Annotated in this window: 20 protein-coding genes; 11 read left to right on the top strand and 9 right to left on the bottom strand. The window is 52.3% G+C overall.

What is annotated here, in order from left to right:
- Positions 1-8: 8 nt before the first annotated feature.
- Both ACR0IU_RS18250 and ACR0IU_RS18245 read right to left on the bottom strand, forming a co-directional pair.
- Complete coding sequence (locus ACR0IU_RS18250; protein ID WP_480717246.1) at positions 9-230, bottom strand: ParB N-terminal domain-containing protein; 222 nt, start codon at positions 228-230, stop codon at positions 9-11.
- Positions 230-628, bottom strand: coding sequence for a hypothetical protein (locus tag ACR0IU_RS18245; RefSeq protein ID WP_480717245.1), 399 nt, complete (start codon positions 626-628; stop codon positions 230-232). The genes ACR0IU_RS18250 and ACR0IU_RS18245 overlap by 1 nt, the downstream gene beginning before the upstream one ends.
- Positions 629-780: 152 nt before the next feature.
- Here ACR0IU_RS18245 and ACR0IU_RS18240 point away from each other — a divergent pair, with 152 nt between their 5' ends.
- A complete protein-coding gene (locus tag ACR0IU_RS18240) occupies positions 781-1,629 on the top strand; it encodes an ATP-binding protein (RefSeq protein ID WP_480717244.1) in 849 nt (282 codons plus the stop codon).
- Positions 1,630-1,964: 335 nt separating this feature from the next.
- Here the strand turns inward: ACR0IU_RS18240 and ACR0IU_RS18235 are convergent, their stop codons facing one another.
- Positions 1,965-2,888, bottom strand: coding sequence for a LysR family transcriptional regulator (locus ACR0IU_RS18235; RefSeq protein ID WP_480717243.1), 924 nt, complete (start codon positions 2,886-2,888; stop codon positions 1,965-1,967).
- 98 nt (positions 2,889-2,986) lie between these two features.
- On the opposite strand from ACR0IU_RS18235, the gene ACR0IU_RS18230 reads away from it, so the two are divergent.
- Together ACR0IU_RS18230 and ACR0IU_RS18225 are read left to right on the top strand one after the other, a co-directional pair.
- Positions 2,987-3,553, top strand: a complete 567-nt coding sequence (locus tag ACR0IU_RS18230) for an NAD(P)H-dependent oxidoreductase (RefSeq protein WP_480717242.1) — start codon at positions 2,987-2,989, stop codon at positions 3,551-3,553.
- 172 nt (positions 3,554-3,725) lie between these two features.
- The gene (locus tag ACR0IU_RS18225) at positions 3,726-4,463 is read left to right on the top strand and encodes an SDR family NAD(P)-dependent oxidoreductase (RefSeq protein WP_480717241.1); all 738 of its coding nucleotides are present in this window, start codon (positions 3,726-3,728) and stop codon (positions 4,461-4,463) included.
- A 649-nt stretch (positions 4,464-5,112) separates the two neighbouring features.
- Here ACR0IU_RS18225 and ACR0IU_RS18220 read toward each other — a convergent pair.
- Both ACR0IU_RS18220 and ACR0IU_RS18215 read right to left on the bottom strand, forming a co-directional pair.
- A complete protein-coding gene (locus ACR0IU_RS18220; protein ID WP_480717240.1) occupies positions 5,113-5,907 on the bottom strand; it encodes a carbon-nitrogen hydrolase family protein in 795 nt (264 codons plus the stop codon).
- Positions 5,908-5,909: 2 nt separating this feature from the next.
- Positions 5,910-7,067 carry a M24 family metallopeptidase gene (locus tag ACR0IU_RS18215; protein WP_480717239.1) on the bottom strand — a complete coding sequence of 386 codons (1,158 nt, stop codon included), beginning with the start codon at positions 7,065-7,067 and terminating at the stop codon, positions 5,910-5,912.
- 139 nt (positions 7,068-7,206) lie between these two features.
- On the opposite strand from ACR0IU_RS18215, the gene ACR0IU_RS18210 reads away from it, so the two are divergent.
- Both ACR0IU_RS18210 and ACR0IU_RS18205 read left to right on the top strand, forming a co-directional pair.
- On the top strand, positions 7,207-7,890 hold the full coding sequence (locus tag ACR0IU_RS18210; protein ID WP_480717238.1) for a GntR family transcriptional regulator: 684 nt from the start codon (positions 7,207-7,209) through the stop codon (positions 7,888-7,890).
- 250 nt (positions 7,891-8,140) lie between these two features.
- Entirely contained in the window at positions 8,141-9,622 is a 1,482-nt protein-coding gene (locus ACR0IU_RS18205) for a DUF1214 domain-containing protein (protein WP_480717237.1), read from the top strand.
- 331 nt (positions 9,623-9,953) lie between these two features.
- On the opposite strand, the gene ACR0IU_RS18200 is transcribed toward ACR0IU_RS18205, so the two are convergent.
- Positions 9,954-10,481: a hypothetical protein gene (locus tag ACR0IU_RS18200; RefSeq protein WP_480717236.1), complete on the bottom strand. Its 528-nt coding sequence runs from the start codon at positions 10,479-10,481 to the stop codon at positions 9,954-9,956.
- Between the two features lie 953 nt (positions 10,482-11,434).
- On the opposite strand from ACR0IU_RS18200, the gene ACR0IU_RS18195 reads away from it, so the two are divergent.
- The 3 genes from ACR0IU_RS18195 to ACR0IU_RS18185 all read left to right on the top strand — a co-directional run bounded on the left by ACR0IU_RS18195 (position 11,435) and on the right by ACR0IU_RS18185 (position 14,772).
- Positions 11,435-11,650 (top strand): hypothetical protein, encoded by a 216-nt coding sequence (locus tag ACR0IU_RS18195; protein WP_480717235.1) that lies wholly within the window; start codon positions 11,435-11,437, stop codon positions 11,648-11,650.
- 659 nt (positions 11,651-12,309) lie between these two features.
- Positions 12,310-13,773 carry a DUF6351 family protein gene (locus ACR0IU_RS18190; RefSeq protein WP_480717234.1) on the top strand — a complete coding sequence of 488 codons (1,464 nt, stop codon included), beginning with the start codon at positions 12,310-12,312 and terminating at the stop codon, positions 13,771-13,773.
- 108 nt (positions 13,774-13,881) lie between these two features.
- Complete coding sequence (locus tag ACR0IU_RS18185) at positions 13,882-14,772, top strand: efflux RND transporter periplasmic adaptor subunit (protein WP_480717233.1); 891 nt, start codon at positions 13,882-13,884, stop codon at positions 14,770-14,772.
- 551 nt (positions 14,773-15,323) lie between these two features.
- On the opposite strand, the gene ACR0IU_RS18180 is transcribed toward ACR0IU_RS18185, so the two are convergent.
- The gene (locus ACR0IU_RS18180; protein ID WP_480717232.1) at positions 15,324-16,226 is read right to left on the bottom strand and encodes a LysR family transcriptional regulator; all 903 of its coding nucleotides are present in this window, start codon (positions 16,224-16,226) and stop codon (positions 15,324-15,326) included.
- Positions 16,227-16,364: 138 nt separating this feature from the next.
- On the opposite strand from ACR0IU_RS18180, the gene ACR0IU_RS18175 reads away from it, so the two are divergent.
- Together ACR0IU_RS18175 and ACR0IU_RS18170 are read left to right on the top strand one after the other, a co-directional pair.
- Positions 16,365-18,062: a thiamine pyrophosphate-binding protein gene (locus ACR0IU_RS18175; RefSeq protein WP_480717231.1), complete on the top strand. Its 1,698-nt coding sequence runs from the start codon at positions 16,365-16,367 to the stop codon at positions 18,060-18,062.
- A 469-nt stretch (positions 18,063-18,531) separates the two neighbouring features.
- On the top strand, positions 18,532-18,891 hold the full coding sequence (locus tag ACR0IU_RS18170; RefSeq protein ID WP_480717230.1) for a hypothetical protein: 360 nt from the start codon (positions 18,532-18,534) through the stop codon (positions 18,889-18,891).
- Positions 18,892-19,207: 316 nt separating this feature from the next.
- Here the strand turns inward: ACR0IU_RS18170 and ACR0IU_RS18165 are convergent, their stop codons facing one another.
- Positions 19,208-21,703, bottom strand: a complete 2,496-nt coding sequence (locus tag ACR0IU_RS18165; protein WP_480717229.1) for an arylsulfatase — start codon at positions 21,701-21,703, stop codon at positions 19,208-19,210.
- Positions 21,704-22,872: 1,169 nt separating this feature from the next.
- Positions 22,873-23,634: a helix-turn-helix transcriptional regulator gene (locus ACR0IU_RS18160; RefSeq protein WP_480717228.1), complete on the bottom strand. Its 762-nt coding sequence runs from the start codon at positions 23,632-23,634 to the stop codon at positions 22,873-22,875.
- A gap of 129 nt (positions 23,635-23,763) precedes the next feature.
- Between ACR0IU_RS18160 and ACR0IU_RS18155 the strand changes: the two genes are divergently transcribed.
- Positions 23,764-25,740: a CocE/NonD family hydrolase gene (locus ACR0IU_RS18155; protein ID WP_480717227.1), complete on the top strand. Its 1,977-nt coding sequence runs from the start codon at positions 23,764-23,766 to the stop codon at positions 25,738-25,740.
- Positions 25,741-25,758: the final 18 nt, after the last annotated feature.

Genomic DNA, 25,758 nt, shown 5'->3' with positions numbered 1-25,758 from the left:
CCAAGAACCTAGAATGCCTCAAGACGGCCCTGGCCGCAGACCAATTCGTATGCTGGCTCACTTCCGTCCTCAGTCTCACGCGCAGCAACCGTTATGGGTCTTTTCAACCCAAGCTCCGCGATGTTCGCGGTAATCTCGTCGAAAACCTTTTTGTTCCTGAGCCTTGGGTTGACGACGGTAATTGCATCGACAGGAACAAGAACAGTGCGTCCGACCGGCACATGATCCATCACGCTGCCTCCAGTATTGGCGTACGTGCGGCCATGTCGAAGAAATGAGCCAGGTTATCGAAGCGGAATGCATCAAGGGACAAACCGTTGTTTTCCGCCAAGCGCAGCTTTGATTTGGTCATGTCAAAGGTAGGCAACAAGTAGTAGTCGAGCGGCGTTCTGTTTGACTGCCCCATCCTGACGACGATGGACATATCGGGGAGCTGGCCGGTGTTCAAACGAATGTTCCAGCGATACGCACCTGCGCCTGTCTGAAGACAGCGCGCAATGACAATTGAAACGGTGAACTCGTCATTGATGATGAGGGTATCTGTATTGAGGTCACGAGCGACGTCTCCGCCAACGGCTTCGACTCCGGCGATGATGTCCCGGATGATGTCGGAATGCAGGCTGCGCAATCGTCTGTTGATCTCAATGTATCGGTAATCTCTGTCAGGCTTGAAGCCGACGAGGCTGTAAGCGTGCAACAGGCTACCAAATCTGTTCTGATAGGCCCCGCTGGATGGAAGCTTTGGCGCTTCATTGATGACAAAGCCCGAGAGATATCCGATTGGGTAGTCGCAGCGAGGCGCGCGGTATTGCTCTGATCGGGGCGTCTGGCAGTGGTAAATCCACCGCCGCAGACCGCTTGTTTGACAATCACACTGACCTGATCCTGCCAATGGCGGGTCAGGATGTGGCGGAGGTGATCCGGCTACTGGTGCCGTCGCCAGCGACGCTAAAGAATGTTGGTACGACGATCCTGTCCGGTCTGGGATATCCGCTCGCTCGGGACAAGTCGGTAGGCATCATCTGGACGCAGGTTCGTCAGTTCCTCCGAATGCGAAGGACCCTGTTTGTGCATTTGGACGAGGCTCAGGACCTCTATACCAGCAAAGGCGTCAAAACCCGTAATGATGTGGTGAACACCCTGAAGTCTCTGATGAACGATAAGGATTGGCCGGTTGGTCTCGTTCTGTCTGGCACGCCCGATCTGATCGAGATGATCAATTCGGATGTTCAGCTTAAAAGGCGCATAGATGTTGTGCACCTGGGTGCAGTGAGCTGGATTTCCCACGAACCCGAGATCACAGAGATCTTTACCGAGTTCGTTGGGAAATCTGGTCTGATACCTTCCATCGAACTTCAACAGAGAGAGTTTCTCAAGCGGCTGGTCCATGCAGGTGGCAATGAGTTTGGATTGTTCATCGAAATGTGTCTGAGCGGGATAGAAGAGGCACTTTACGACGGTGATACCCAACTCCGTCTTGGACATTTTGCAGAGGCATTCCGTCGAAAGTCGGGGTGTATCCCTGCATTCAACCCGTTCCTTGCCCAAGACTACCTGAGCATTGATGTCAGAACCATTATGGGCTGGTTGGATCCTGATGACCCTTCGCCGGATGGAGGATTGTCATGACAGCACTACTCGCTCTGACTTTGACTCATCATCACATGGAAACCCCTGCCTCTTATGTCGCCCGCCTGTCACGCCGCAATTATGCGAGACGCGGCGAATGTCTCAAAGGAGCCCAAACTACCGGATTCTGCGCTCACACTTAATGGCAGGATTTCGCAGAAATCGGCTTTGCAAAGCCATAGAGAGCAAAAGGGATAAGTAACGGAAACAGCTCTACCCGACTCCGAATCCTTCTCGGAGGTTGCGTGTTCATGCATTTTCAACACGTAGCGCGACAACATCCTCGACCCCGCAAAACAACCACAAACCGTGGAGTTCGCTATTCGAAAGAACACTCAAAACGGCTCTTGGGTTTTTGTACTCGCCATGCCGCGCTTTAGATGTTGAATAAAAAGCCGGAGCGGCACCAAGGCTCGGTACTCTTGCGGAAAATATATATTGACGCCGGGCATTGTCACCTGATGCTCGACCAGAACTTCTGTGAGTTCACCACTGTTCAAGGCATCAGCACAGTGTTCTCGGAACGTATAGCTGACGCCCAACTCTCGCGATGCCAGTTCCACTGCCACCGGCAACGAGTTTGCAATTACGCTACCTCTAACTTCAACCGGGTACTCTCCATCGGGCCCTGAAAACATCCATGGTGCCAATTTCCCAGAACTTGGAAAGCGGTATCGGAGACAATTGTGGTCCAGCAAATCCGTAGGGTGTTCGGGTGTGCCGTGTTTTTCAAGGTACGCAGGACTCGCCACCACAGCAGAGGTCATGGGATCGGTCAAACTGACGGCAACCATGTCCTGAGCAATCAGCCCTCCCAGTCGAAATCCTGCGTGCAGGCCCTCTTTCAAAATGTCCGACCAGGCATCGGCCAGAACAAGTTCGATCTCGATTTCGGGATAAAGCTCCTGAAACGTCAGCAGAGGTTTACTGATCAACAAGTGATATACAAACTCCGGGAGTGCGAGCTTTAATGCACCACGTGTGCTTTGGCCTGCGGTGCGCGCATTCTCGAGGCCATTGGCCAACTGCTCAAATGCCGGTCCAGAACTTTGAGCCAGCGCGCGTCCTGCATCAGTCAAGCTGATCGAACGGGTTGTGCGAATAAATAACGCCGTGCCGATACGCTCTTCCAGCGTCTTCAACTGATGGCTCACCGTTGACCGTTTGATCCCAAGAGCCAAGGCCGCGGCACTTAGACTTCCCTCTTGAGCGATTGCATTGAAAACCTCGAGCGTGGCCAACGGCAGTCTAATTGTCATATTTCCTACAACATAGAAGTTGATAACTGGGCAATTGTTCTAAATTAAGGGCATAGTTAGTTTTGGGTAACGTGTAAACACAGCACCCGAGGCTCCTTATGAAAACCCTTGTTTTGGCCGCTCATCCCGATCTGTCGACCTCATCCGCCAATCGAAAATGGTTGGATGCGTTATCTGAATTGGACGGTGTCACAACGCGTGACTTAACAGCCATTGGCGGCCCAACAATGCAATTTGACCCGGCACATGAACAGTCGTTACTTCGACAGACCGACCGCGTGGTGCTTCAGTTTCCATTTTATTGGTATTCGTCACCGCCAGTTCTCAAGGCTTGGCTGGACCAAGTGTTGCTGTTTGGGTTTGCCTATGGACCTGGCGGAAACCAACTGCACGGAAAAGAGCTTGGGCTTGCGGTTACCACGGGCGGGTCCGCAGAAAGTTATCGCGCGGGCGGCATCAACAATTTTTCGATGACAGAGTTCCTCACGCCGTTCCGGCAGACTGCCCTTATGGTGGGGATGAACTATCTGCCACCTTTTGTACTGCATAGTGCAATGAGCCGAGACCAGACCGCTCTGAATGCCAGCATGCCTGCGTTGATTTCCTACGCCACTGACCCGCGGGTTGGATCAATGGGCAGTATGAAACAACCGGCATTTGCGTAGGGACAGGAAAAAGCCCTGACTTTGTAACGACTTCCGGCACGACTGCCTTGCGTCCTGCAGACACCTGCTCCAGCACACAAGGCATACACCAAATCGCACAAAGGCGATCCAACCAACGGGTGGTTTCTCTGTCAGGGAAATTACCCGCTCCATCTTCATTCAGGAGAAGAACATGCAAAGTTTTGAAAACAAAGTGGTCCTCATCACAGGTGGTGGCACCGGCATCGGCAAGGCGACGGCCGCTGCCTTTGTCAACAGTGGATCTAAGGTGGTTATCACGGGCCGGCGGCAGTCCGTTCTTGAAGGTACCGCACGAGAACTTGGCCCGAACGCGCACTTTATCGCCGCAGATATCTGCAAGAGCGGAGAGCCAGCCCGAATTATTGAAGAAACCATTGGCAAATTTGGTCAATTGGATGTTCTGGTCAACAATGCTGGGACTGGGACCATGGGCCCCCTGTCTGAAACCAGTGATGACGACATTGAAAAGACATATCGGATCAATGTCTTCGCACCACTAGCCATGGCCCGCGAAGCAACGGCGCACCTTGTCAAAACCAAGGGATCCATCGTCAATATTTCGTCTGTCACGGCACGCGGTACAATGCCCGGGATCGTGACCTATGCGTCATCAAAGGCAGCCGGAGAACACGCCGTAAGGCTGCTAGCCGCAGAGCTTGGCCCCTTGGGTGTTCGGGTCAATGCCGTTGCTCCAGGCTTTACCGACACAGATGCCCTGTCGTATGTCAAATCGAACGAAGAAATGATGGGGATGATTGTCGCCCAAACGCCGCTGGGTCGACTGGGAAAACCGGAAGACATTGCAAATGCAGTTCAGTTGCTTGCTGATGACCAAGCCGGGTGGATCACCGGCCAGTCAGTACAAGCCGGTGGCGGGTATCTGCTGTAGAAGTCTGAACTTTTGCGATGCGCATTGTGGAGCGCATCGCACCACCTCTGGTTTGAACCCGCAAAGCCATTTTCACTATGATACCTGCATTCGTCCAGTTTCCGGACCAATCAGAAAGCGGGTTGCCTCTAGTAAGAATGGTAGGTTTTGATACGGCATGCTGAGGACCCCCAATGACCCCTGACCTGTCCAAACACCTTCAGTAAAGGTGCAATGCGAAAGCTATGCCCTTCGGACTGAAACCCGTCATTGCGCCAAACAAGTTGAACCGCCGCTTTGTCCGCGACGCAGCCCTTTGTACTCGTTCCACTAAATGGCCACTACTCAACCAGAGATCGCTTCACATAAAACCACTTCAGCGACGCGCGCGGTTTGTTATGGCGCTGTCAATCACCCCATGGTTGCAGCAACGTGCCCTCCGAGACCCCGTTCGACGACGACCGTAATGCGCGGACTCAGCCGACCTTGGGTTTCTGACCTTTGCTATCGCAGCATGTGTTTGTATGTACAGCAGGCTTAATTCCGCGTCGCAAGGCATGTCACCGAACCGGTCATTGGCGGGCGTCAACTTGGCCGGAACCGAGACCGTACTTTCGTTGCATCCGGTTCAGACACATGAGACGCGGACAAAGTAGCTATTTAGGGCAACCTAACGGATGTCCACTTTCAGCGCTTCGCGATCAGTTAAATAGGGTAGCCGCGCTTGGGCAGCTGATACTTTGTCTAGTTGCAACGTGCCATAGATTATCTGGGCCTGCGTATTTGCGCGCGCCAGTTCCCGGCCGTCCGGAGTTGCAATAAAGCTTTGACCTAAAAAGGTCATGCCATGTTCGCTGCCAGCGCTGTTCGCATACGCAAGAAAGACGCCGTTTTCATAAGCGCGCGTCGGGATCATGCGTTGTGCTACCCATTCCCACTGAGCGCCAAGTGCGGTTGGAACCAGAACGAGCTCGGCCCCCTTTGTGGCCACATCCCGCGCGGTTTCCGGGAATTCGGCGTCATAGCAAATCAGTGTCGCTATTCGCACACCGCGATAAGTGAAAAGCGCACACCCTCTACCGGGTGTGAAATGATCCCCTTCGAAACCCGGCGGAATGGCTAGTTTGCGGTGACCGCCCAAACGCGCGCCATCCGGCCCGATGCATTGCGCCGCATTGAAGATCACCTCTCCATCAACTTCGGGGAACCCATAGTGGATTGCGACATCGTGGGTTTTAGCAAGTGCTGCAATAGCATGGGCAATGGGACCGTTAGCGGGTTCGGCGCGCGCGACTACTTGCTCACCGATGTAGTAGCCACTGGCAAATAGCTCGGGCAGGACCAAAAGGTCGGCATCTTCGGCGGCGACCGCGGGCATCACACCCGACAACCAATCCAGACGATCCTTTACTGTGGCCAATTCTGCTGGCGATTGCCCAACAGCAAGTCGAAACGAGCGGCTCATTTTTAGCTGTCCGTGACCAGCAATGTGCGGGGGTATTCCGTGATGTAGTCAAATCCCGTCTCGGTCACCACGACGGAATCGCCGATGCGCCCGGCAGTCACCCCGTTAATAGAAATACCCCCATCCACCGCAAAGGTCATGCCGGGCTGCAAAATGGTGGTGTCGCCGGTTTTCAACTCTGGTGCCTCAAGATAGGCCACACCAATCGACCGCCCGGTGCGATAGCCGGTTTCATACCCACGTTCGGCGTAAACCTCGTTTGCGGCTGCGGCCACATCCTGTGCTTCGATTCCAGGGCGAATGGCCATGATTGCTGCCTGTTGGGCATCGATGGCGGCTTGTTGCACGCGGGCAGCATCGTCGCGCACTTCACCAATGTGGAACATCCGGTCAAAGCCCAATTTGTATTGCTTGAATTGCGCCATGTTGCAAAAGCAGAAATAAACCGGATCAGCCCGCTGATATTGGCGGACCGAGGCACGGCGGTGCACCATAGATGTATCTTTACCGCTTTGCAGGATTTGCAAGTTGTGAATCATCGGCGAGACGAACCTGTCCCAGCCCTTGTCCGTCAGAAATGTCGCCGCCTTGCGCGACCCTGCCTCGATCACGGCCAGTGCGCTTTCATACTCCTGAGCCCCCTCTTGTAGGCTGCGATGCGCGGCTTTCATCATTGCGCCCGCAATTTGACCTGCCTCTTTCATCACCTGAATTTCAAACGGGGTTTTGATCATCCGCATGACGCCCAGGACCGGCGAGATGTCGTTGACCGGCACACCGGGATAGGTTTCATCCAGGTGGTTGCGCACGATTGCTGGGATGCTGTTACGCTCTACCCAGATCTCTTCCGGCTTGTCGCCCAAAGCACCCGCAAGGGCTCGTCCCCAAGTGCGTTGCCCCATGTCTTCCCATGTGCGTACGTCTTCGACCCAGGTCATCGCAGCGACCATTTCGCTTTCCATCAGAGGCGTGATCACAATGGGCGCCTCATCTGCATTTACGACCAACATGGTTGGGCGGCCAAATTCGATGCCCAAATAACCCCAAAATCCTGAGAGATAAGCGATGGAACTTTCGTCCGTGAAAACCGCGCACTGGATACCCAAGTCCTTCATCTGGGCCTGAAGGGTGAAAGTGCGGGTTTTGGCCTCGTTGAGCATGTGTACTTCCTGGATTGGGGGCTGGAGAAACATCTCAAACGCTTAAGATGTACACAGGTAGTGAGTCAAATCCAATTTTTTACCAATTATTGCCCCTGAATCTGCACTGATGTATGCACCTTAAGTAAAGGAGATCTGCATGCCCCTCTCTCAGAAAGCCACCGCAACAGAAACCAAAAATACGGCCGAAGCCATCCAGACCGAAATCTTGCAGCGGATTTGTTTTCTAGACTACCCCCCAGGCAAACAACTAAAAGAGGCTGAATTGGCTGCCGAATTTGGTGTCAGCAGAACTCCGATACGCGATGCGATCAGCCGGATCAGCCATCTGGGACTGGTGGATACCCGTAATGGTGTGGGCACGGTCGTGGTCGCACTGTCAGCCGCGCAAATCCGTCATGTCTATGACATGCGGCTGGAGCTTGCGCCGCTGATTGGCACCATGTCCCCCCGCAGCATCACCGAGTCTGATTGCGAGATCGGACAGAAATTGCAGCAGGAGGCGAAAGCGTTGTGCAATGCTTTCGATTCCCGGAAATACATCGAGATCAATCATCGCCTGCATGTGCTGATCACCGGCTTGATCGGCAATGGTACATTAAGGTCATTTTGGTGGCAGACCTATTGTCAGGCAGCCAGCACTTGGTACTTAGTCAGCCACCAAAGAGGACCTGAAATGGCGCGGGCACTCGTGTCGGAGCTCAGCGAGATCAACGCCGCATTGTACCTCGGCGACGTCGCTGCCATAGGGTTTATTCAGCGAACCCATATCGGGTACGGTTATCAACGGATCAAAACCCGCCTATTGGTGAACGAAACATAGTGAGCCCCTGCTGCATAGCCGATGTCATGATCCAGCGATCAAAAGATGGTTTGGTCGCTTTCCAGCGCATTGCCGACATGGATCGCCGAGTTGCCCGCCGCTCTTGATTCGATGGATCGAATGACCTTTCTGAGCCCAGAGCTGCCAGGAAGACAACCTTCGAATGGACCGTTAACCTCGTGTTCCAACTTTGTTTCTGGGCAGATCGCATATAGGCTGCCTACGAATGACTAACCGCCGAGGTGTCAAAATGAAGCTTGGAATCAAATCTGTAGCGGTGGCTTCCGCAATCGTATTGGCTGGGCAACAAGCAGTCTCGCAATCTTTCAATGATACGGGCGATATCCTTGCTCGCTCGGCCGAGATCAAAGACATCGAATATACAATGATGGTACAGCGTGCGACGCAGGCTGCGATTTGGGGTATGCCAGCCGCAGGCATGGTCGATTTTCTCAAGGGTATTCGGCGGGATCTCGGAGGCGACTACAACGATATCGTCTACCTAAACAAACCCTTTGACTCGAAGCACGGCTTCCTGACAGCGAACGATGTAACAGCATATGCTTGGTCTTCGATGACGTCCGAACCCGGTCCTTTGGTGATCGAGGTTCCTGCGGCGACCGACAACGTCAGTTACTTCGGAACAATAGTTAACGCCTGGGACGTTCCCATTGTCGACGTTGGACCCGATGGCTTCGACAAGGGCAAAGGTGGCAAGTACCTGATGCTTCCGCCCGGATACGGAGAGCTGTCAGTTGATGACCTGACTGAGGCCGGCTACTTCCCATTCGAGACCGACACCTACGAGTATGGGTTCTCATTCCGCCCAAGGCTCTACAATGATGCGACGGATGCCGACGCGGCAGCATACGCGCAAACCATCAAAATCTATTACTTGACGGAAGCAGACAATCCGCCGCCGAACACATACCACGAAGCATCGGATGCACCTTACGATTCACTGCCCTATTACAATCACACTTATTTTCAGGACTTGAACGATTACGTTCAAAACAACCCGATCCGTCCCCAGGACAAGATCATGGTGAACTTTCTGAAGGATCTCGGCATCGAAAAGGGCAAACCATTCGAGCCAACGGATCGTCAAATCGAAGCCATGAATGAGGGCCTGATTTTGGCCTATGCGGCCATGCAACGATACTTCGTTGAGCCTGGGTTGGCGACCGTGCCGCTTTGGGTTGACGACAGCGGTGAGCTAAAAACCCAATGGCTTGTATGGGATTTTGCTGAAGGGCAAGCCGAGCTTGGCTTCCCGTATGAGACCGACACGGAAGTTCTGTTAGATGATCGGGCGGGCGGCAGCTATTTCTGGATCACTTACCTCCCCAAGAATCTGGGCGGCGGCACATTCTACCTTACAGGATTGCGGGACAGTAACGGTGAGATGTATGACCACACCCAGACCTATAAGCTGAACGTGCCAGCGGACACGCCTGCCGAGGATTTTTGGTCTGTGATCGTATACTCCATGGAGACCAAGAGCTTTATCCGCAACGTGAACCCGGTCGGCCTGTCGTCGCGGGATGCGGATACCATGAAGCCCAATGAAGATGGATCTTATGACATCTACTTTGGTCCCGAAGCGCCCGAAGGTCAGGAAAGCAATTGGATACCCACGACAGAACCCTACTTCTTGCTGTTCCGCCTTTACGGTCCTTCTGAAGGGTGGCTGGGTAGCGGTTGGGTATTGGGCGATCTTGAGAAGCTCTAATCGCTCAAAAGCCGGACGGTTCGTGGATCAATAGCTTAGATGAAGGTGGGTGTAATTCCCGTTATGTCCGCGTTGCTGGCATTTGATGCCGTCTGAACCGACCCGACGACCTATTGAAACCGTCAGATGACCGGTTTGAGCCCAAAGCGGACGTATTTTCGTGTTTCTACAAAGGTTGTTTTGGGAAAAAGGAAAAGCGGTCTAATTTATAAAAGGGTGTTGATCGAAATTGAAGTCTAAGCTCGATTAAGGGCCTCCTCGATACTCAGGCTTAGCGCAGCCACAAACAAAGCCGCCCACAAAGTGAACGGCCTTGAAGTATCAAAACAGATCAGTTGGTTAGAGAAGCATTGCACTCACGCGCTGCTTCAATCGCTTTCTTGGTGCCAGCAAGGCTTATTTCGAAGGCAAAATTAGATTCTGGCATTACAATCATGGTTTCGCGCTCCATCACGTCTGTGACGAAGTCAGGATTGTTGGCAAGGAGATAACCGCCCTTGTACCCGTCTGCCAGGTTGGGCGGCGCTGCTGTTGTATCGCCATAGTACAATTTGTTGTCCATGAGCAGCTCGACTTTATCATCCTTAAACTCGATGTCTGCCTTTGTAAAAACACCCATGTAGCCGAAATCTTTGTCCGGGGTCAGACCCATTTGAACAACGTTGGTATTCTCATCCACCCTTTCGATCAGGCAAGTATTTCGGCTTTTATCCACAAAAATATTCCAGCCGGATTCTTCGCCATAGTTTACGAACTCTGCGTTGTCTTTTGGCAGAATATTATTGTCCTTGGCATGTCCTACAGTTGCTCCGCACGCAAGAACAGCAGCAGCAACGAGGGTCTTAGTTGTCGTTTTCATAGAAACACTCCCATTATAATATTGCAGAATGAAGATATGAGGGTAATCCATTAACCTGAATCTTCAAACGAAAATGTATGGCTGTGTCCTTTCGAATGGTTTGAAAAGTAGGTGGTAAAGAGGCCAACTCATAAACCATCGACCGACCCAAAAGTAGAAGGTCCGGTCGGTCGCTCTGCAAAATGGAAACTCATTATACCCCCATCCCCAAAAAAACCCGCATCGTTCGGAGGGAAACCAAGTGAACAACGCGGGCTGTAGTTTTGGGGTGTTGTTGTTACGGCTCTGATCGAAGTATGGATCAAAGTTCCCCGCGTCACCTCTATCTGGGATGATGGGCAACGCGGGGATTTAGCCTGACAATGGGACTAGCCAGACTAAGTCGGAATGTGCGCTTGGCCGCCGTTAGTCAACCAAGTTGGCATGAGCGCAAATTCTGTTCGCTATAGTCCGAGTTCGTAACCTGCCGTTTGTACAGCACGGCCACATTTTCTGACGCGGACGGGTAAACTGGAATAAACAAGATTTTCTCAAGCACGCGAGAGAAAACTTTTTGGCGCGCGTAAAATTACTTGAAATGTTGTATTTTAGATTCAAGTATTCGAATGCGTGGCAAGTTTGTATTACCTCTGTTGCTCGCGCATTCGCCAGATCTGTCTGGTTAGCCTCCTGGAGACGTAAGTGAGTGGTGTCTCCAGGAGGTCATTATTTTCGGTTTAATGGGTCTAATAGAAAAAGCTCTAAACTCGACCTGCACAGCAAATCTATGACCCCCCCTCGCAAACGACGGTTACGTTCGCAGCACTGCCGTTCCGCCGATTTGAGTGAGTTTCCAGGTCGAAAGCGATCCAAAATCCGTGGAGTTCGTCACAGTGAAATTTTCAAAAATAAATCTATTTTTGTTGCGTCCGTGTGTGCTTTCTTCGCCCGTTAATGAAGTGGGGGATAGATAGATGAGACGAGCACTGAGAACTTTGACGATTTGGTCATTCCTCTGGTTCATTGCATTATTGAGTGTTTTCTTTGCAGGCGCGCAAGAAACTGAGGCCGGCCAAGAGGCGGTTGAAGTCGAGAATGACGATCTTTTAAATTCAGTCCTAGACGAGATGATTGCGGCCGATGACTTCGAGATCCTGCTTGTTCCCTTGACTGCGGAAGAGCTTTCCTAGGTCGCTGGTACTTGGCAGAATTACATCCGCTCACGGTTCGAAGAAGTCGCACAGGTTAACTTGCAGCTTAGATCGGCAAACGGAACTCTGGAAGACAGCCTGCGGTCTTCGTTGTCCTCTTTGAATGACGCTGGATCAGACATTCTCAATAACTATCGCCTAGTACTCGAAGCATGGACCCTGAGGCCCCGGTTCCAAAGGAGCCCAAGGCAGATGTTTCCACCTGACAATTTTGTCCGCGCCTTTGTCACAGTTATTGTCGACTAAGAGAACGCTCTGTGTATTCGCATTTCTACAAACGCAAGAAGCTTGAGACCGACCAAGTTCAGAACTGACCATAAGAATCCGTCTTTCTAAATCGAGTTTGTTCTCTGGAAAACGGTCCCGATAAGATTGTTTGCAATCATTTGTTCAAATGCAGGGACCTCGCTTCGGCGATAAGATTCTCTGGACAGCATGGTTTTCTGGACAGTACGTTCGAACATACTCAAAAAAATGAATACATGGGGGGGACCCGAATGTGCGTTTTTTCAACAATTTTGGAAGGTCTTCAAAGACCTGCCAAGCTGGTAGGCTTTACGATAGCTGCACTCGCAACGGGAGCGACTACTGTAGCCGCCGGCGAATGCAGTTTAAGCGGAGTTCCCAGCGTCCCCGATATGACTGTCTTAACTGTAGAAGCGCTGTCTGAACCGGCACCGCATTGTCGTGTTATCGGTGAAATTGGGACAGAGACCGGATTTGAACTGCTGCTTCCGGACGACTGGAACGGTAAGTTCGTCATGGGCGGTGGCGGAGGGTTCTCCGGCGATTTCAACAATGCCGCTATGGCTTTGGGTAATGTGCTTGCCGACGGATGGGCGACCGTCACGACGGATACAGGACACAAGGGCAACGCTATCGTCGCAACCTGGGCCCTAAACAATCTTGAACGCCAGGTCAGTTTTGGGTTCCAGGCCGTGCACAGAACGGCTGTGTCGTCCCAAGCGATCATAGCCGAGTATTATGGGTCGGAGATACAGCGTAACCTTTTCTATGGCTGCTCCCGTGGCGGTGGTCAGGCTTTGATGGTCGCGCAGCGATCACCGGGCGTTTTCGACGGCATCTATGCCGGGGCACCAGCCTACTCCTGGACAAAGGAGATGGCTGGCCGGTGGACTTATGACGCCATGAACATGTTCCCTGATCCAAACCAGATTTCGACACCAGTCATCGATACCGAGGCGCAAGCCCTTCTCGGGAATGCCATCATGGCACAATGCGACGCGATTGACGGGCTTGAGGACGGCATTCTGAATGATCCGCGCCAGTGCGACTTTGTGGTGTCGAGCCTGCTGTGTGGAGAAGGTGAAACCAATCAGTGCCTGAGCGCAGAACAGGTCCGGGTCGCAGAAGATCTCTATCGCGAGGTGGAATTCGGGGGCATGTCCTGGCCCGGCATACCGATGGGCGTGGAGCTACCAGGCAATCCGCTGGGTTGGTCGATGTGGAATACTGGAGGCTATGTCGAGGGCGCTGAAATCGACTTCCACCCCGGTGACGGCGATGAGGATGCGATGGTGTATGAAGCGCCTCCTATTCCCAATGCAACCTGGGGTTTCTCTACACAATTGATGAAGAACTTCTTCTACGGCGATCCAGACTGGACCTATGAAGATTATGACTTCTCCGACTTCGCCCATCACGCTGCGCGCTTGAGCCCGACGCTTGATGCGGAAAATCCCGACCTATCGGAATTCCGGGCCAATGGCGGCAAGCTTATAATTGACAATGGCTGGATGGATGGGTCGCTGTCTGCACACGGAACTATCACCTATTACGAACGGGTGCTTGAACACGACCCTTCTGCTCGCGATGATGTACGCTTGTTTATTCGCCCCGGCATCACCCACTGCCGGTTTGGACCTGGACCGGACGGCACAAACTATATCGAGGCGCTGGAAGAGTGGTTGGACACAGGGGTGGCACCTGACAAACTCGACGCGCCTTATGTCCATCCGCTGACCCGCGAGCCCACCGGACAAGGCGGGCGGATCATCTGCGCGCATCCGACCATTGTAACTTACGATGGGAGTGGCGATCCGGGTAAACCAGAGAGTTTCAGTTGCGTCGTTCCAAACTAGCGAGCCAGAAGAGTGTTGGGCGTGCTCGTTGAACGTTTCGACATGTTCCGCTTCGAATGTCACGATCTTTGTATGTGATACGCTTTTGTAATAAGGATCAAAAAGAAAATGGATTTCTTTCGCAGCAAGCGCTCCATAAATCGCTGTGAATTCTTCGGCACATTCGTCGTAGCCGTCTCCATGGCATTGCTTAGTTTTTCTCAGGTGATGGCGAGCGAACTTGATGAGCTTGATGAGGTTGTCGAATTCTTGGAACGACAGGTCTTCGAAGGCTTCGTTGAAGCTGGGGAACGCACACAGGTCTCGAACAGCATTAACGGAACGTTGGTTAGTGTGAACTTCATCAACGGGCAACGCGTCGAGAAAGGTGAGGTGCTTTTTGAACTTGCAAAGCAGACCATTGAACTGGACGTCGAACTGGCTGAGAATGAGGTGCGGCGACGAGAAGTGGAACTGGAAATCGCACGCGAAGCGGCAGAGCGTGCGTCCTCCCTGGCGGGCACCGGTGCTGCCACAGCGTTGAGGAAGCTGGAAACCAAACAGGCGCTTGCACTTGCTGAAGTTGCGTTGAGGGAAGCGCAGGCAAAGTTAAAGAAGGCGCAGGTTGTTCTGTCCGCAACCAAAATCAAAGCGCAGGCTTCCGGCTGGATTGTCGCCCCGAAGCATGATCTCGGAGCTTATTTGAAAACGCAGACACGCCGTCCACTTGCAGAGATTTTGGACCTGAACACGGTTCTGGTTTCGTATCTTCAGCCTTATGACACACTCATTGCACTTCAGAACGTCTCACCAGTGCCTATACCTCAGCTACTTAAGAAGCTGGATGTTTACGTGATCCTGCCCAATGGCATAGTATTCGAGGAGTCCGGAGAAATAATCTCGACCGACAATGAGTTGGATGAGCACGGCAATCTGCGCGTCTGGGCAAGGTTTAATAATCCGCAAACACTCCTGATCCCAGGCCTGAAAGTCCAGGCAAAGGTCGAACTCAAGAACTAATACCTCCTTATCTGGATGCCGGTTTTACGCAAAGTGCAATCCATTTCCATTTTGTCCTGTAGAGCACGCCTTAATCCAGGTAGAAAGAGCGACAGCGTTTATCATTTTGCTTCGGGTGCAAAACCTACATCGAATACCTGCCGCGCCCTGTACAGAGCGAATCCTACGCAGGTCTGATCACGCTCACCGGATACCAGCGTTTCCAGAACGTCCGGGACCAGCTGGAAAAAGACGGATTTTCACAGAGCCTTCCAACCGGGAACTGATGCGGACGATTAGGGCATCGCCATGCGATGCCTCGCCAAACCTGTTGAATGAGAAACGGAGTGCAAGTCACTCAACACCTGTTCAGAGATGCTCGCGGTTTGCTCTGGCGAAGCGTTTCAGTCAAGGATTGTGCTGAAAATCAATATTAGGACGATTTAAGTGGTTTACTACTGTCCGCAAAGCGTAATGAAGCAGTTGTTTGAAAGCTTGACTCGGATGGTTTGGAATTAATATGACTACCGTTTTTGATGAACAGTTTAGTCTCGGTTCGCTTTGACCAACGACTAGTGGCGGCGGATCAGAGATTTATTTAACTCGGCACGCAGTACTTTGATAAAGTCTCTTTCAAGACGTGATTGCAAACGATTGTCACGGTAGAGTATGGAAATCGGCATCGGTTGCTCTTGCCAGTCTTGAAGCAACTGGATCAGACAGCCTTTTTCCAGACTTCTGGCGGCAGCAATTGTCGTGGAAACTGCCACTCCGCGGCCAGCTAGGGCTTCGTTCGTGACATCACGAACATCATCAATTGCAAATTGGGGTTTAAACGATTGGGTCCAGTTTCTGCCGTCCCGATGACGCAAATTGAGTGGTACGTGAGGGCCAGGTGAAATCAAGATATGGTCGCGGAGCTGGTTAGGATGCACAATCTCGGGATGTGTCTCCAAATATTCTGGTGAAGCGACAAGAACACGACAGGTTTGTCCTACTCGAGCAGCGATCAGGTCACTGTCCGGTAGTCCACCTATAACCAAGGCCAAATGTGTATCGATGTCCAAACGTTGGATGGGTTGGTTGTTGAGAGCCAAATCAAATCGCGTGCTCGGATGCGCCTCCAAAAAGGCACTGATTGTTTGACGTACACCCATTTGCAGCAGGCTGGCGGGTACGTGCATTGTCAGGTGCCCTACGTAGTCTGAATGCCAGTCGTCAAGTTCACTCAAGGCCTGCACAACACTTTGCATTGCTGGCCGAAGGCGCGCATTCAACTCTTCACCACGTGGGGTTAGGGAAAGTCGATTTGCACCACGATCAAACAGCTTCTCTCCGACGGCCACTTCCAGATTGGCCATTCGGCGGCTGATGCTGGGCTTGGGTGTCCCGTCTGCACGCGCGGCTGCAGCGATAGAGCCATGATCCACTACGATCAGAAACAGGCGCAAATCTTCCAGTTCTGGTTGGGACATCGACTGGGGCTCCGCATAGGGATCAAAAATGACCCCTAAGAGGTCAAAAGTGTATCTGTATAGACTCAATCATGAACCCTAGTTCTCCGTCAAGGCGCAAGCATGATGCGGGCGCACTTACCCTCGGAGAAAAACCCAATGACTACTCAAGCAACAACAACCGTCTCAACTTACCTCTTCAACCGCATGGCCGAACTGGGCGCCAACCACGTGTTTGGTATCCCAGGAGATTATGCCCTGCCACTGTTTGACGAACTGATCGACGGCGACCACAACTCTAAGCACGTTCTGGTTTGTAACGAACTGAATGGGGCTTATGCCGCAGACGGCTACGCTAAGCTTTCCGGCTTTGGCGCGATGGCTGTAACGTTCGGGGTTGGATCCCTTAGCACGGCAAACGCTGTCGGTGGGGCCTATGCCGACGACACTCCCATGGTCGTCATTGCCGGTGCACCCAGTGTCGAAGTGATCACAACCCCATCGCGCCGGAAGCTGCACCACGTGATGGGTCAGGACTTCGACGCTTACCTCAAAGCCTTTGCGCCCATCACCGTTGCTGCGCACCGTCTGATGTCCGCAGAAACCGCCGCGCAGGAAATCGATGATATTCTGCGTCTGTCCTATCAATCGAAAAAACCTATCTATCTGGAAATCCCATACGACATCCAGACCGCGAAAATTCCGGTGGCCAACCAGGCACTGGACCTGATGATGCACCAGTCGTCGGATGACGGGTTAAAGGCAGCCGTTGACGCCGCTGTTGCCGTATTGAAAGAGTGCCGGTCCCGCACTGTCGTAACAGGCCATTTGCTGCAACGCGAAAAGCTGATCGAACCCGCAAAAGCCCTTGTCGAAGGATTGAATGCCGGAGTGGCAACGACTTTTGTCGGCAAAATCTCGGACTTTGAAGGCCATCCCAATGCCGTCGGTCTGTATATGGGTGCAATGTCGAATGACGCGACACTTAAAGCGGTGGAAAGTGCCGATGTGTCGATTGCACTGGGAATGTCCTTCAATGAGTTCGACACCGGCGTCTTTACCGGCAAGATGGGCACTGATCAGCATAACATCTGGGTCGACTTCGATCAGGTGACAGTTGATGGCACTGTGTTCGACAAGGTTTATCTGCGGGACTTCCTGCCGGCCCTGATCAGTGCGGTCCAATCCATCGAACCGGGTGACTTGATGGTGGGCAAGGACGACCGCCGCTTTTGCTTCCAACGCTCAGACGCCTTTGAGCCGACCGACGCACCTCTGACCATCGACCGGCTGTTCGTTCAGTTCTCAAACTACGCGAAAGAAGGCGATGTCTTTTATGGCGACACCGGTGGCTACATCAACGGCTCGCAGGCTGAATTCCCGATTGGCATGGACATCTACGGTGTCGGCAACTGGGGATCACTGGGTGCAGGTTTCGGAATGTTCACGGGCGGTGTATTTGCCAAGGTAGCCGAAGGTCGGCGTACTTACATGATCTCCGGTGACGGCGCATTCCATATGACCGCACAGGAAGTTTCCACCCTAATCAAATACGATATCGATACGGTAATCTTTGTCCTCGACAACAGCGGTTACGGGGCCGAGCGCCAGATCTATCCCGGCAAAGAACGAAGCTACAACAACACGCCAGTCTGGAACTACGAAAAACTCGGATCCGCGTTCGGAGGCTTCAAAGGTGTGAACACCAAGGGCTATGTTGCTCGTACCGAAAAAGAGATGGCCGATGTGCTTGAACAACTGAGTAAACCCAAGGGCGTGAACATCGTGCGCATCATGCTCGACCCCTGGGACAGTGCTTCATTCAATGTCAAATTCAGCGAAGCCCTGCGCCACTAAAATTCCCCAAACTAAAACATTAAAATGAGCCAATGGTTAACTCGCCCTTGGTTCATTGCCTTTTGAGTAGTTGGTAGAGCTTGTTTCAATGAGAACGAAGGAGATCCATTACTGAATTGCAATGCAATCCGCTTCTTCTGAACTGATCATCAACGTCAATAATGGGCTCGATGCAGTCAATCGCCAATTTGCGGCAGATGTCTGTTTTGCGGACAAAGCAGCCCTTTTTTGACAATCGCTTCAAAAAAAGAGAACTCTTCTCCACATAGTCCAACTTCGAATTTTAGCTTTGTTGACCCACGGCGCCAAACACCGACAAAGGAAGTGCCCAAAACACTGTGACGCGACAGCCTCACTGCCACCGACGAAAGCGAAACGCTACATCTCAATGATTGAATATTAAAGTAGACTGAAACTGTTTGTTTTTCTAACTTGATTAAGGGATGTCGCTAAATTGAATGGAAACAGCATGAAAATACTTTCGCCTTTAGTTTGGTTAATTGTACTGGCCTTTACCGTCGGAAGCGCCGATATGGCGTTGGCAAAAGAAAAGGGCGGAAAGTCCAAGGACCAGAAAGTGCATGTGGACACTAAGCCAGGCAAAGGCCAAAAGGCTGTTCCGCCGGGACAGATTAAGCGCTACACCCGCGGCGCAAAGCTTCCAAGCGACTTAAACTACACCGACATTAACGACCTTTCGAAGTGGAAAATGAAACCGCCAGGAAAAGGAAATCGTTACATTCGCGTCAATGATGAGATTTTGGAGGTTACCGACGACCTCTCGACTGTAGTTGATGCTGTTGGCATCGTTGGGGATTGGGCAAAATAGAACCTCTTCTACTTACGACTAAGGCTACTTGGGCGAGCAAACTACTTGGTCGATGGATCACAATCTCAGCGCTGCTGGTCTTGCTTTGGCGATCCTCATGAACGTGGCCAGCTTTGCCTGTTTTTAAAGTATGACAGGCAAAGTGGAGCAATTTGGAGTGGGGTGTCATGTTTACGCAAATGCGGTTTGGGCTCAGGGCAAACGTTCGCCAAATTTCCTTGAACGTTTGCTGAGCGGGACGAAGCGGGCAATCCAGCTATCCAATTTCCCACGGCCCACTTCCATCAGTTGGGTAACCAACTAGCTTCGGGAGCACCTAGTCGCTTGCCCTTTGCATCGCGTCTTCGAGTTTTTGAATATCCGCTTGGCTCAACTGAGGCCGGTCGATCTTGATCGTCAATTTTTCCAGTGTCGCCGTCAGCGGGAATGGTGGCTTGTAGTCGTCATCATTGACACCGGTCAACGTATCTATTCCGACATCAAATGCTTCGTCCCATTGTATCGTGGTCGGCAGGGTTGACTTCATTTTCTTGGTCGCCACGGTGTTGCCATCGACTTTCAGAGTACCCGTGCCGCCTTTGCCCAGACCGCTTTCGCTCCCGTAGGCCAGCGTTGCTGCACCTAGACCATCATACTGAAAGTCGAATTCAACGATATGCTTGCCAGGTGATAACGCGTCCCGGCCCTCCCACTTAATCCGTTCAAGATCAAGTAAGTTCCAGGTAAAAGTGGGTTTGCCGTCCAGCAGGTAGAACCCGAACCCTGAGAAGCGTCCGCCCGAAGTCACGATCATGCCCTCAGCGCCATTGTCCGGCACCTCGATTTCAGCAGTTATTGTGTAAGAGGTATTGAGCAGTGATGGTGCATCCCCCTGCGGCAAACCCGTCATAGTGCGCGTGTAGACAAATTCGCTTCGTCCAGCTGTGATGCTCGGTCGTTGCTCTGCAATGCGCGACACTCCTGACGTGTCCATCGGGAAAACCTGGTGCTTACGGGCTTCTTCGACGAAGATCGCTTTCAACTCCTTGACCTTCTCCGGATACTTCGATGCAACATCGTTCGTTTGGTTCATATCTGTGGTCAGGTCATAAAGTTGTAGCGTCTGACCATTAAGCGGATCCGGTATCGCTTTGTCCGACGAGTCCCACGGCATGGTGGTGACTTTGGTGCCCAAAAGCCAACCTTCGTGGTAGAGTGCCCACTGGCCGAACATTTCAAAGTACTGCGTCCTATGGCGGCTTGGAGCATCGGCATTTTCAGCATCGAAGGTGTAGGCAAAACTTGTGCCTTCCATTGGCGACTGGATGATGCCATCCACTTCTTCCGGCTCAGCTATTCCGGCAACTTCCAAAATCGTCGGCGCAACGTCGACCAAATGCATGAACTGATCGCGCCGTCCGCCTTTATCGTCGATCCCGTTTGGCCAGGATATCACCATATTTTGGCGGATTCCCCCAAGTCGGCTGGCGTTTTGCTTGAAGAAATCGAAAGGCGTGTCAAAGGCCCAGGACCATCCTGCAGACATGTGATTGTATGTCTGGTCGGTTCCCCAGACATCGTACCATTTCAGCTGTTCTTCGGCACTGAGTGACACCCCGTTGAACCATGCGACTTCGTTTGGGGTACCGGTTGGCCCGCCTTCAGCTGAGGTACCGTTGTCACCGTTGATATAGATGATCAAGGTGTTTTCTGTTTCTCCGATGTCTTCGATGGCTTGAACCACGCGCCCGATTTCATAATCAGCATAGGCGGCATAGGCAGCAAAAACCTCAACCTGTCGGATAAAGAGTTTCTTTTCGTCGTCTGACAACGTGTTCCATGACTTTATCTCGTCCGAGGGCCACGGCGTTAGAGATGCATCTTGCGGTACTAGCCCCAGTTTTTTCTGGTTCTCAAAGATTGTCTCCCGAAGCGCCTCGTAGCCATCGTCAAACAAATTCATTTGCTCAATCTTCTCAACCCATTCCTTGGTTGGGTGATGCGGAGCGTGAGTTGCTCCGGGGACGTATTTAACGAGGAATGGTTTGCTCGGGTCTATCTGATGCAACCGGGTAATCCAGTCGATGGCGTCATCGGCCATTCCGGTGACGAGGTTCCATTCTGGGTTATCTTTAAAAGGATAAATTTGTGTTGTGTTGCGGAAAAGGTTTGGTTGCCATTGGTTGGCGTCACCACCAACAAACCCGTAGAAGTATTCAAAACCCAACCCCGTCGGCCAATTGTCGAAAGGCCCGGACTGGCTGGCCTCGAAGTCAGGCGTGTTGTGATCTTTGCCAAACCAGGACGTGGCATAGCCGTTGTCCAAAAGAATACGCCCGATGGTCGCTTTGTTCTTTGGAATGATGCTGTTGTATCCGGGATACCCGGTGGACATTTCAGAGATCACGCCAAAACCAACCGAATGATGGTTTCTTCCTGTGAGCAGGGCGGCTCGCGTCGGTGAGCAGAGAGCCGTCGAATACACGTTGGTATAGCTCAAGCCAGTCTCTGCCAGTGCATCCATGGTATTTGTTGGGATAACGCCGCCAAAAGTACTGGGAACACCAAAGCCCGCATCATCTAGCATGATCAGAAGGATGTTAGGTGCATTTTCTGGTGGCACTATTCGTGGTGGCCACCAAGGGGTCGACTCGGATGCTTGTTCGTCGATCTTGCCGCCAAACGCCAAAGGTTTCGGGGGCAATTGCCGACCGTCGAGCGTTATGGTTCCGTCAGGAGAGCCTACTTGTGTCTGGGACTTAGCTAAGTCAACAGTGGAGACGAGTGAGATTATAGTGGTAACGGCAATTTTTATGCAGGCGATCTTATCCATTTCGGTTTTCCCCCCACGTTTATCGGGCCCACGCGATCGAACGATACTGTTCCTCGAATTGGCATACTAAATGGTGTCAGTCTAATATAAATAGCGACATTCATATTTATGAATTACCAAGATGTACCATGAAATGCATTTGACAAGGTTATTTGTTTGAACGGGCCAGCTAAGGGCTCTTTACGACCACTCTTTTGCTGCAGCGAGAAAGGCAGCTTTCAGTTATCTGCTTGTGTAGTGGACAGATTTTGTGTCGCTAATGGCAAAGTTCATCAATTTGAGAAAGTCCATCTGTTTCAAAATCAAAGACTTAGCCTTTGCTGAATGGCAAAACTATGTGTCGCCCTACACCTGTTGGACGTCAGACGAATTTGACCTTTGCGTCATAAACTGACCCAACACACCCTTGTAATACTCCCCCAGACTGTTTCATTTGATCTGACTTCCCTTCCGGAAATCAGGGCTGATTTGCAGATCAGACGGCGAAGCCGCCTGTTCCTGCTGATCTGCCATGTGGCGAACGCGGGAGGGGGCGAGGCAATGCTATTCGACAGGGGTGGCGCGGACCGAAGGCGCAGCCGAGGACACGGCCCTGTCTAATAGGGTTGCCCGAGGGGGAGGGCGGCGCCCTCACCCTGACGGCCGGGGGCGTTTGGCTTGTCCAAATCCCACTGGCCCAAATAAGTCGATGGCTGATAGCCCCACCACAACTAGTTATTACGGCCCTTTCCTGCCGTTGACCGACACCCGTCAATGTTGCGGTCGCAGCCCGCTTTCGGACTTTCGCCGCGTACGCGAATTCGCGATGCCTGTGGTTTAGTAGATTGCGACCTGGAGGCGCCTTTTGCTCACGCGGCTATTGCTGACGCAGTAATGGTTTGCAGGGGCAGCACGAATATCGTTGCGTTGCACCTAATGTCTTTAGACCGGTCATTCTCAACAACAGTGAGTTCCAGGTCTCAATTGGTCCGACTGCGTCCACAGAACCGTCTTGCAATGGTCGGAATTTTTGATCCCAGGCCTCAAATATTCCAGTCAAACATCAGTGATGAGGTTTCGTCATCAGCACGTTTGCGAAGTTGATTGCGCAATACCTGGATGAAAATGCGACCTTTGAACTGTACATCGCACCAAGGAAACCGCACCGCCGTTTATGTCGACCCGACGATTCAAGCCTCGGTCAGGTGCTTCCTGATAGTTGGATCGATCCTATTGCTTTGGGTTGGGTAGATGCCACAAGCGGCAATAGCCTCGCGCGCGGTCACACGCTCGTGCAACCGTTTCCAGATTGTTTTGGCAGCATAGGGATGCGGGTATGGGCGCCATGCGACGCCCATGGTCATCCCTCGTAAATACTTCAATTGCTGACGGTGTGCGGAATACAAGATGGTATTGGCAACGCTACCTTCGCGTACGAGCTCGTGTTCTGTCACGAATATCCTGTTTCCTCTCATTGTTACCAAGCCTGCGTAGCGTGAAATCTGGTGCGTGCTTTTATCCTGTGAAGTCGCAATTTCTCGGGAGCGAATGGAGAAAAGCCCATCAACTTCCTGAATGCGGATCAATGAACAGAAGATCTTTCCTTCCCAAGATGGCGTGCAGAAATATGAATGATAGAAACCCACGTAACGCCTTAGGTTTTTCTGTTGACCTCTAAAAGGATCCAGAAATGCGTCTGTCGGCGTTTTGCCAACTTGTGGCAGGACACCCTTTAGCATTCGTTCGAAGCTGGCAGATTCAGCGAACAGTTCCGTTTCTGTCAGATCGAAGTGACGCGCAATCCGGCGCATGTTGTGGGCCGAAGGCAGACTAGAGCCATTCAGATAGCGATTGAATTGCTGTCTGTTGACGCCAATATCACGACAAATCTGCGAAATGCTCCCGTGTTCTGCACATAACGACTTTAGGTTTGTGGAAAAATTCTCTGTCACAGGTAAAACCTTTCGCGTTTTGACGCTATATCACGACAGATAGCGTCAATTCGCACAAGATTGCACAATTTGATTTCCCTGCAAATTGATTTCTTCTTCGGCATCAGCTCGCAACAGACAAGCCTCCAGATGCCAATTCAAACCATCGAAAACACATGGATCACACTCTCGGATGGACGGAGGCTTGCTGCGCGACTCTGGTTACCCGAAACGGGCCCTGCACCAGCCATTCTGGAATACCTACCCTACCGAAAACGCGACGGAACAGCGCCTCGAGATGAAACGACACACACAGTATTTGCCGAAGCAGACTATGCCTGTATCCGGGTCGATATAGCTGGCACAGGGGACAGTGAAGGGCAATTCGACGACGAATACTCTGAGCGGGAACTGCGTGACGGCGAGGAAGTCATAGCCTGGATCGCTGCGCAGGATTGGTGTGACGGCCATGTCGGAATGATCGGAATATCGTGGGGCGGATTTAACGGCTTGCAACTGGCTTTTCGCCGACCACCGGCTTTGAAGGCTGTTATAAGCGTCGCCTCGACCGTGGATCGCTATGCGGATGACATCCATTTTATGGGCGGGTGCCTGCTGAGTGACAACGTGAACTGGGGTAGTCAGATGTTTGCATATCTGACGCGCCCTGCCGATCCGGACCTACGTGCAGATTGGCGAGAGGATTGGCTGGCTCGCCTGCAAAACGTACCGTTTTCCGCCGTAGATTGGTTGCGTCACCAAACTCGTGACTCCTATTGGAGGCATGGCTCTGTTTGCGAGGATTGGTCTGCCATTCAGGCTCCTGTTTTGGCGATCACAGGTTGGGCAGACGCTTATGTGAATGCTCCACCCGCTTTGGCTGCAAACCTGAGGACACCAAGCAAGGCCATCATCGGGCCGTGGGAACATCGGTATCCTCATATCTCGAAACTTGATCCTGCGGATTTCCATTCCGAAGTCATCGGCTGGTTCGATCGTTGGTTGAAAGGGCAAGAGAACGGTGCCGAAGATCTGCCTGCCTATCGGACATACATGCAGGAACATTTTAATCCGACACCGCAAAATGGCCCTCGGCAAGGTCGTTGGATTGCGGAAGCTAGCTGGCCGTCACCGCACGTGCAGGAACAGATTTGGTATTTGGCACCCGGCGGGTTTTCTCAGAGCCCAAGTAACGCTTCCTTTGCCATAGCATCGCCTTGCCATGTTGGTCTGCAAAGCGGGTATTTTTGTGCTGGCATGCGGATTGACAACGAGCTTCCCGGAGATCAGTCAAGCGATGACGGCTTGTCGCTCTGTTTTGACAGCGCACCATTGCGAGCGCCGCTGGAGTTACTGGGGCGCGCTAAACTGAAGTTTCAGTTTTCGGTGGATCAGCCTGTCGCCCAGCTTGTTGCTCGATTGTGCGATGTGTCGCCGGACGGTGTTTCACAACGTATCAGTTATCGGTCGCTGAACCTCTGCCACTACCGGAGTCACGAAACGCCAGAAATCTTGCAGTCGGGGAAGGTTTACGAGGCTGAGATTGCCTTGAATGAATGTGCGCATCGCTTGCGTGCGGGGCATGTATTGCGGCTGGCCGTGTCGACATCCTACTGGCCGATCATCTGGCCGACGCCGAATTCTGCAGAGGTGACACTACACTTGCAGAATTGCACCCTGCATCTGCCTGTGCGCGAAGTTACGCACGAAATACAAGCCTCTGAACCTGGTCCGGCGCAGGATTATCCGGTTCTTGCCGCGGAATTATTGCGTTCGACTGCGGCGCAATCCGAGCATTCAATGACCGAAGACGGCCGGATGGTGCTGGAGACCTTTGATGACTACGGAAAAACGCGGGATCCCTACCACGAACTGATTGTCGGCAGCGATGTGCGAATGCACTACGGTATCCATCCCAATGATCCGGCCACCGCACGTTTCGAGACCGCCTGGAATTTTACCTTTGAGCGGGCGGATTGGCAGGTCGCTATCTCGACCGAATGTCGCATGAGTTGCGACACGCAGAATTTCTATCTCTACCGCAGACTACGCGCCACGGAAGGCGCCGATGAAACCGAAGTTCTGACGAAGGAATGGTCCGAAACCGTTCCGCGAGGACTTCTCTGACTTAATCCAAGGGAGGAA

It is taken from the genome of Ruegeria sp. CL5 (genome assembly GCF_056536485.1).
The sequence above is the reverse complement of the archived record's forward strand: the minus strand, read 5'-3'. Positions and strand labels throughout refer to the sequence as shown.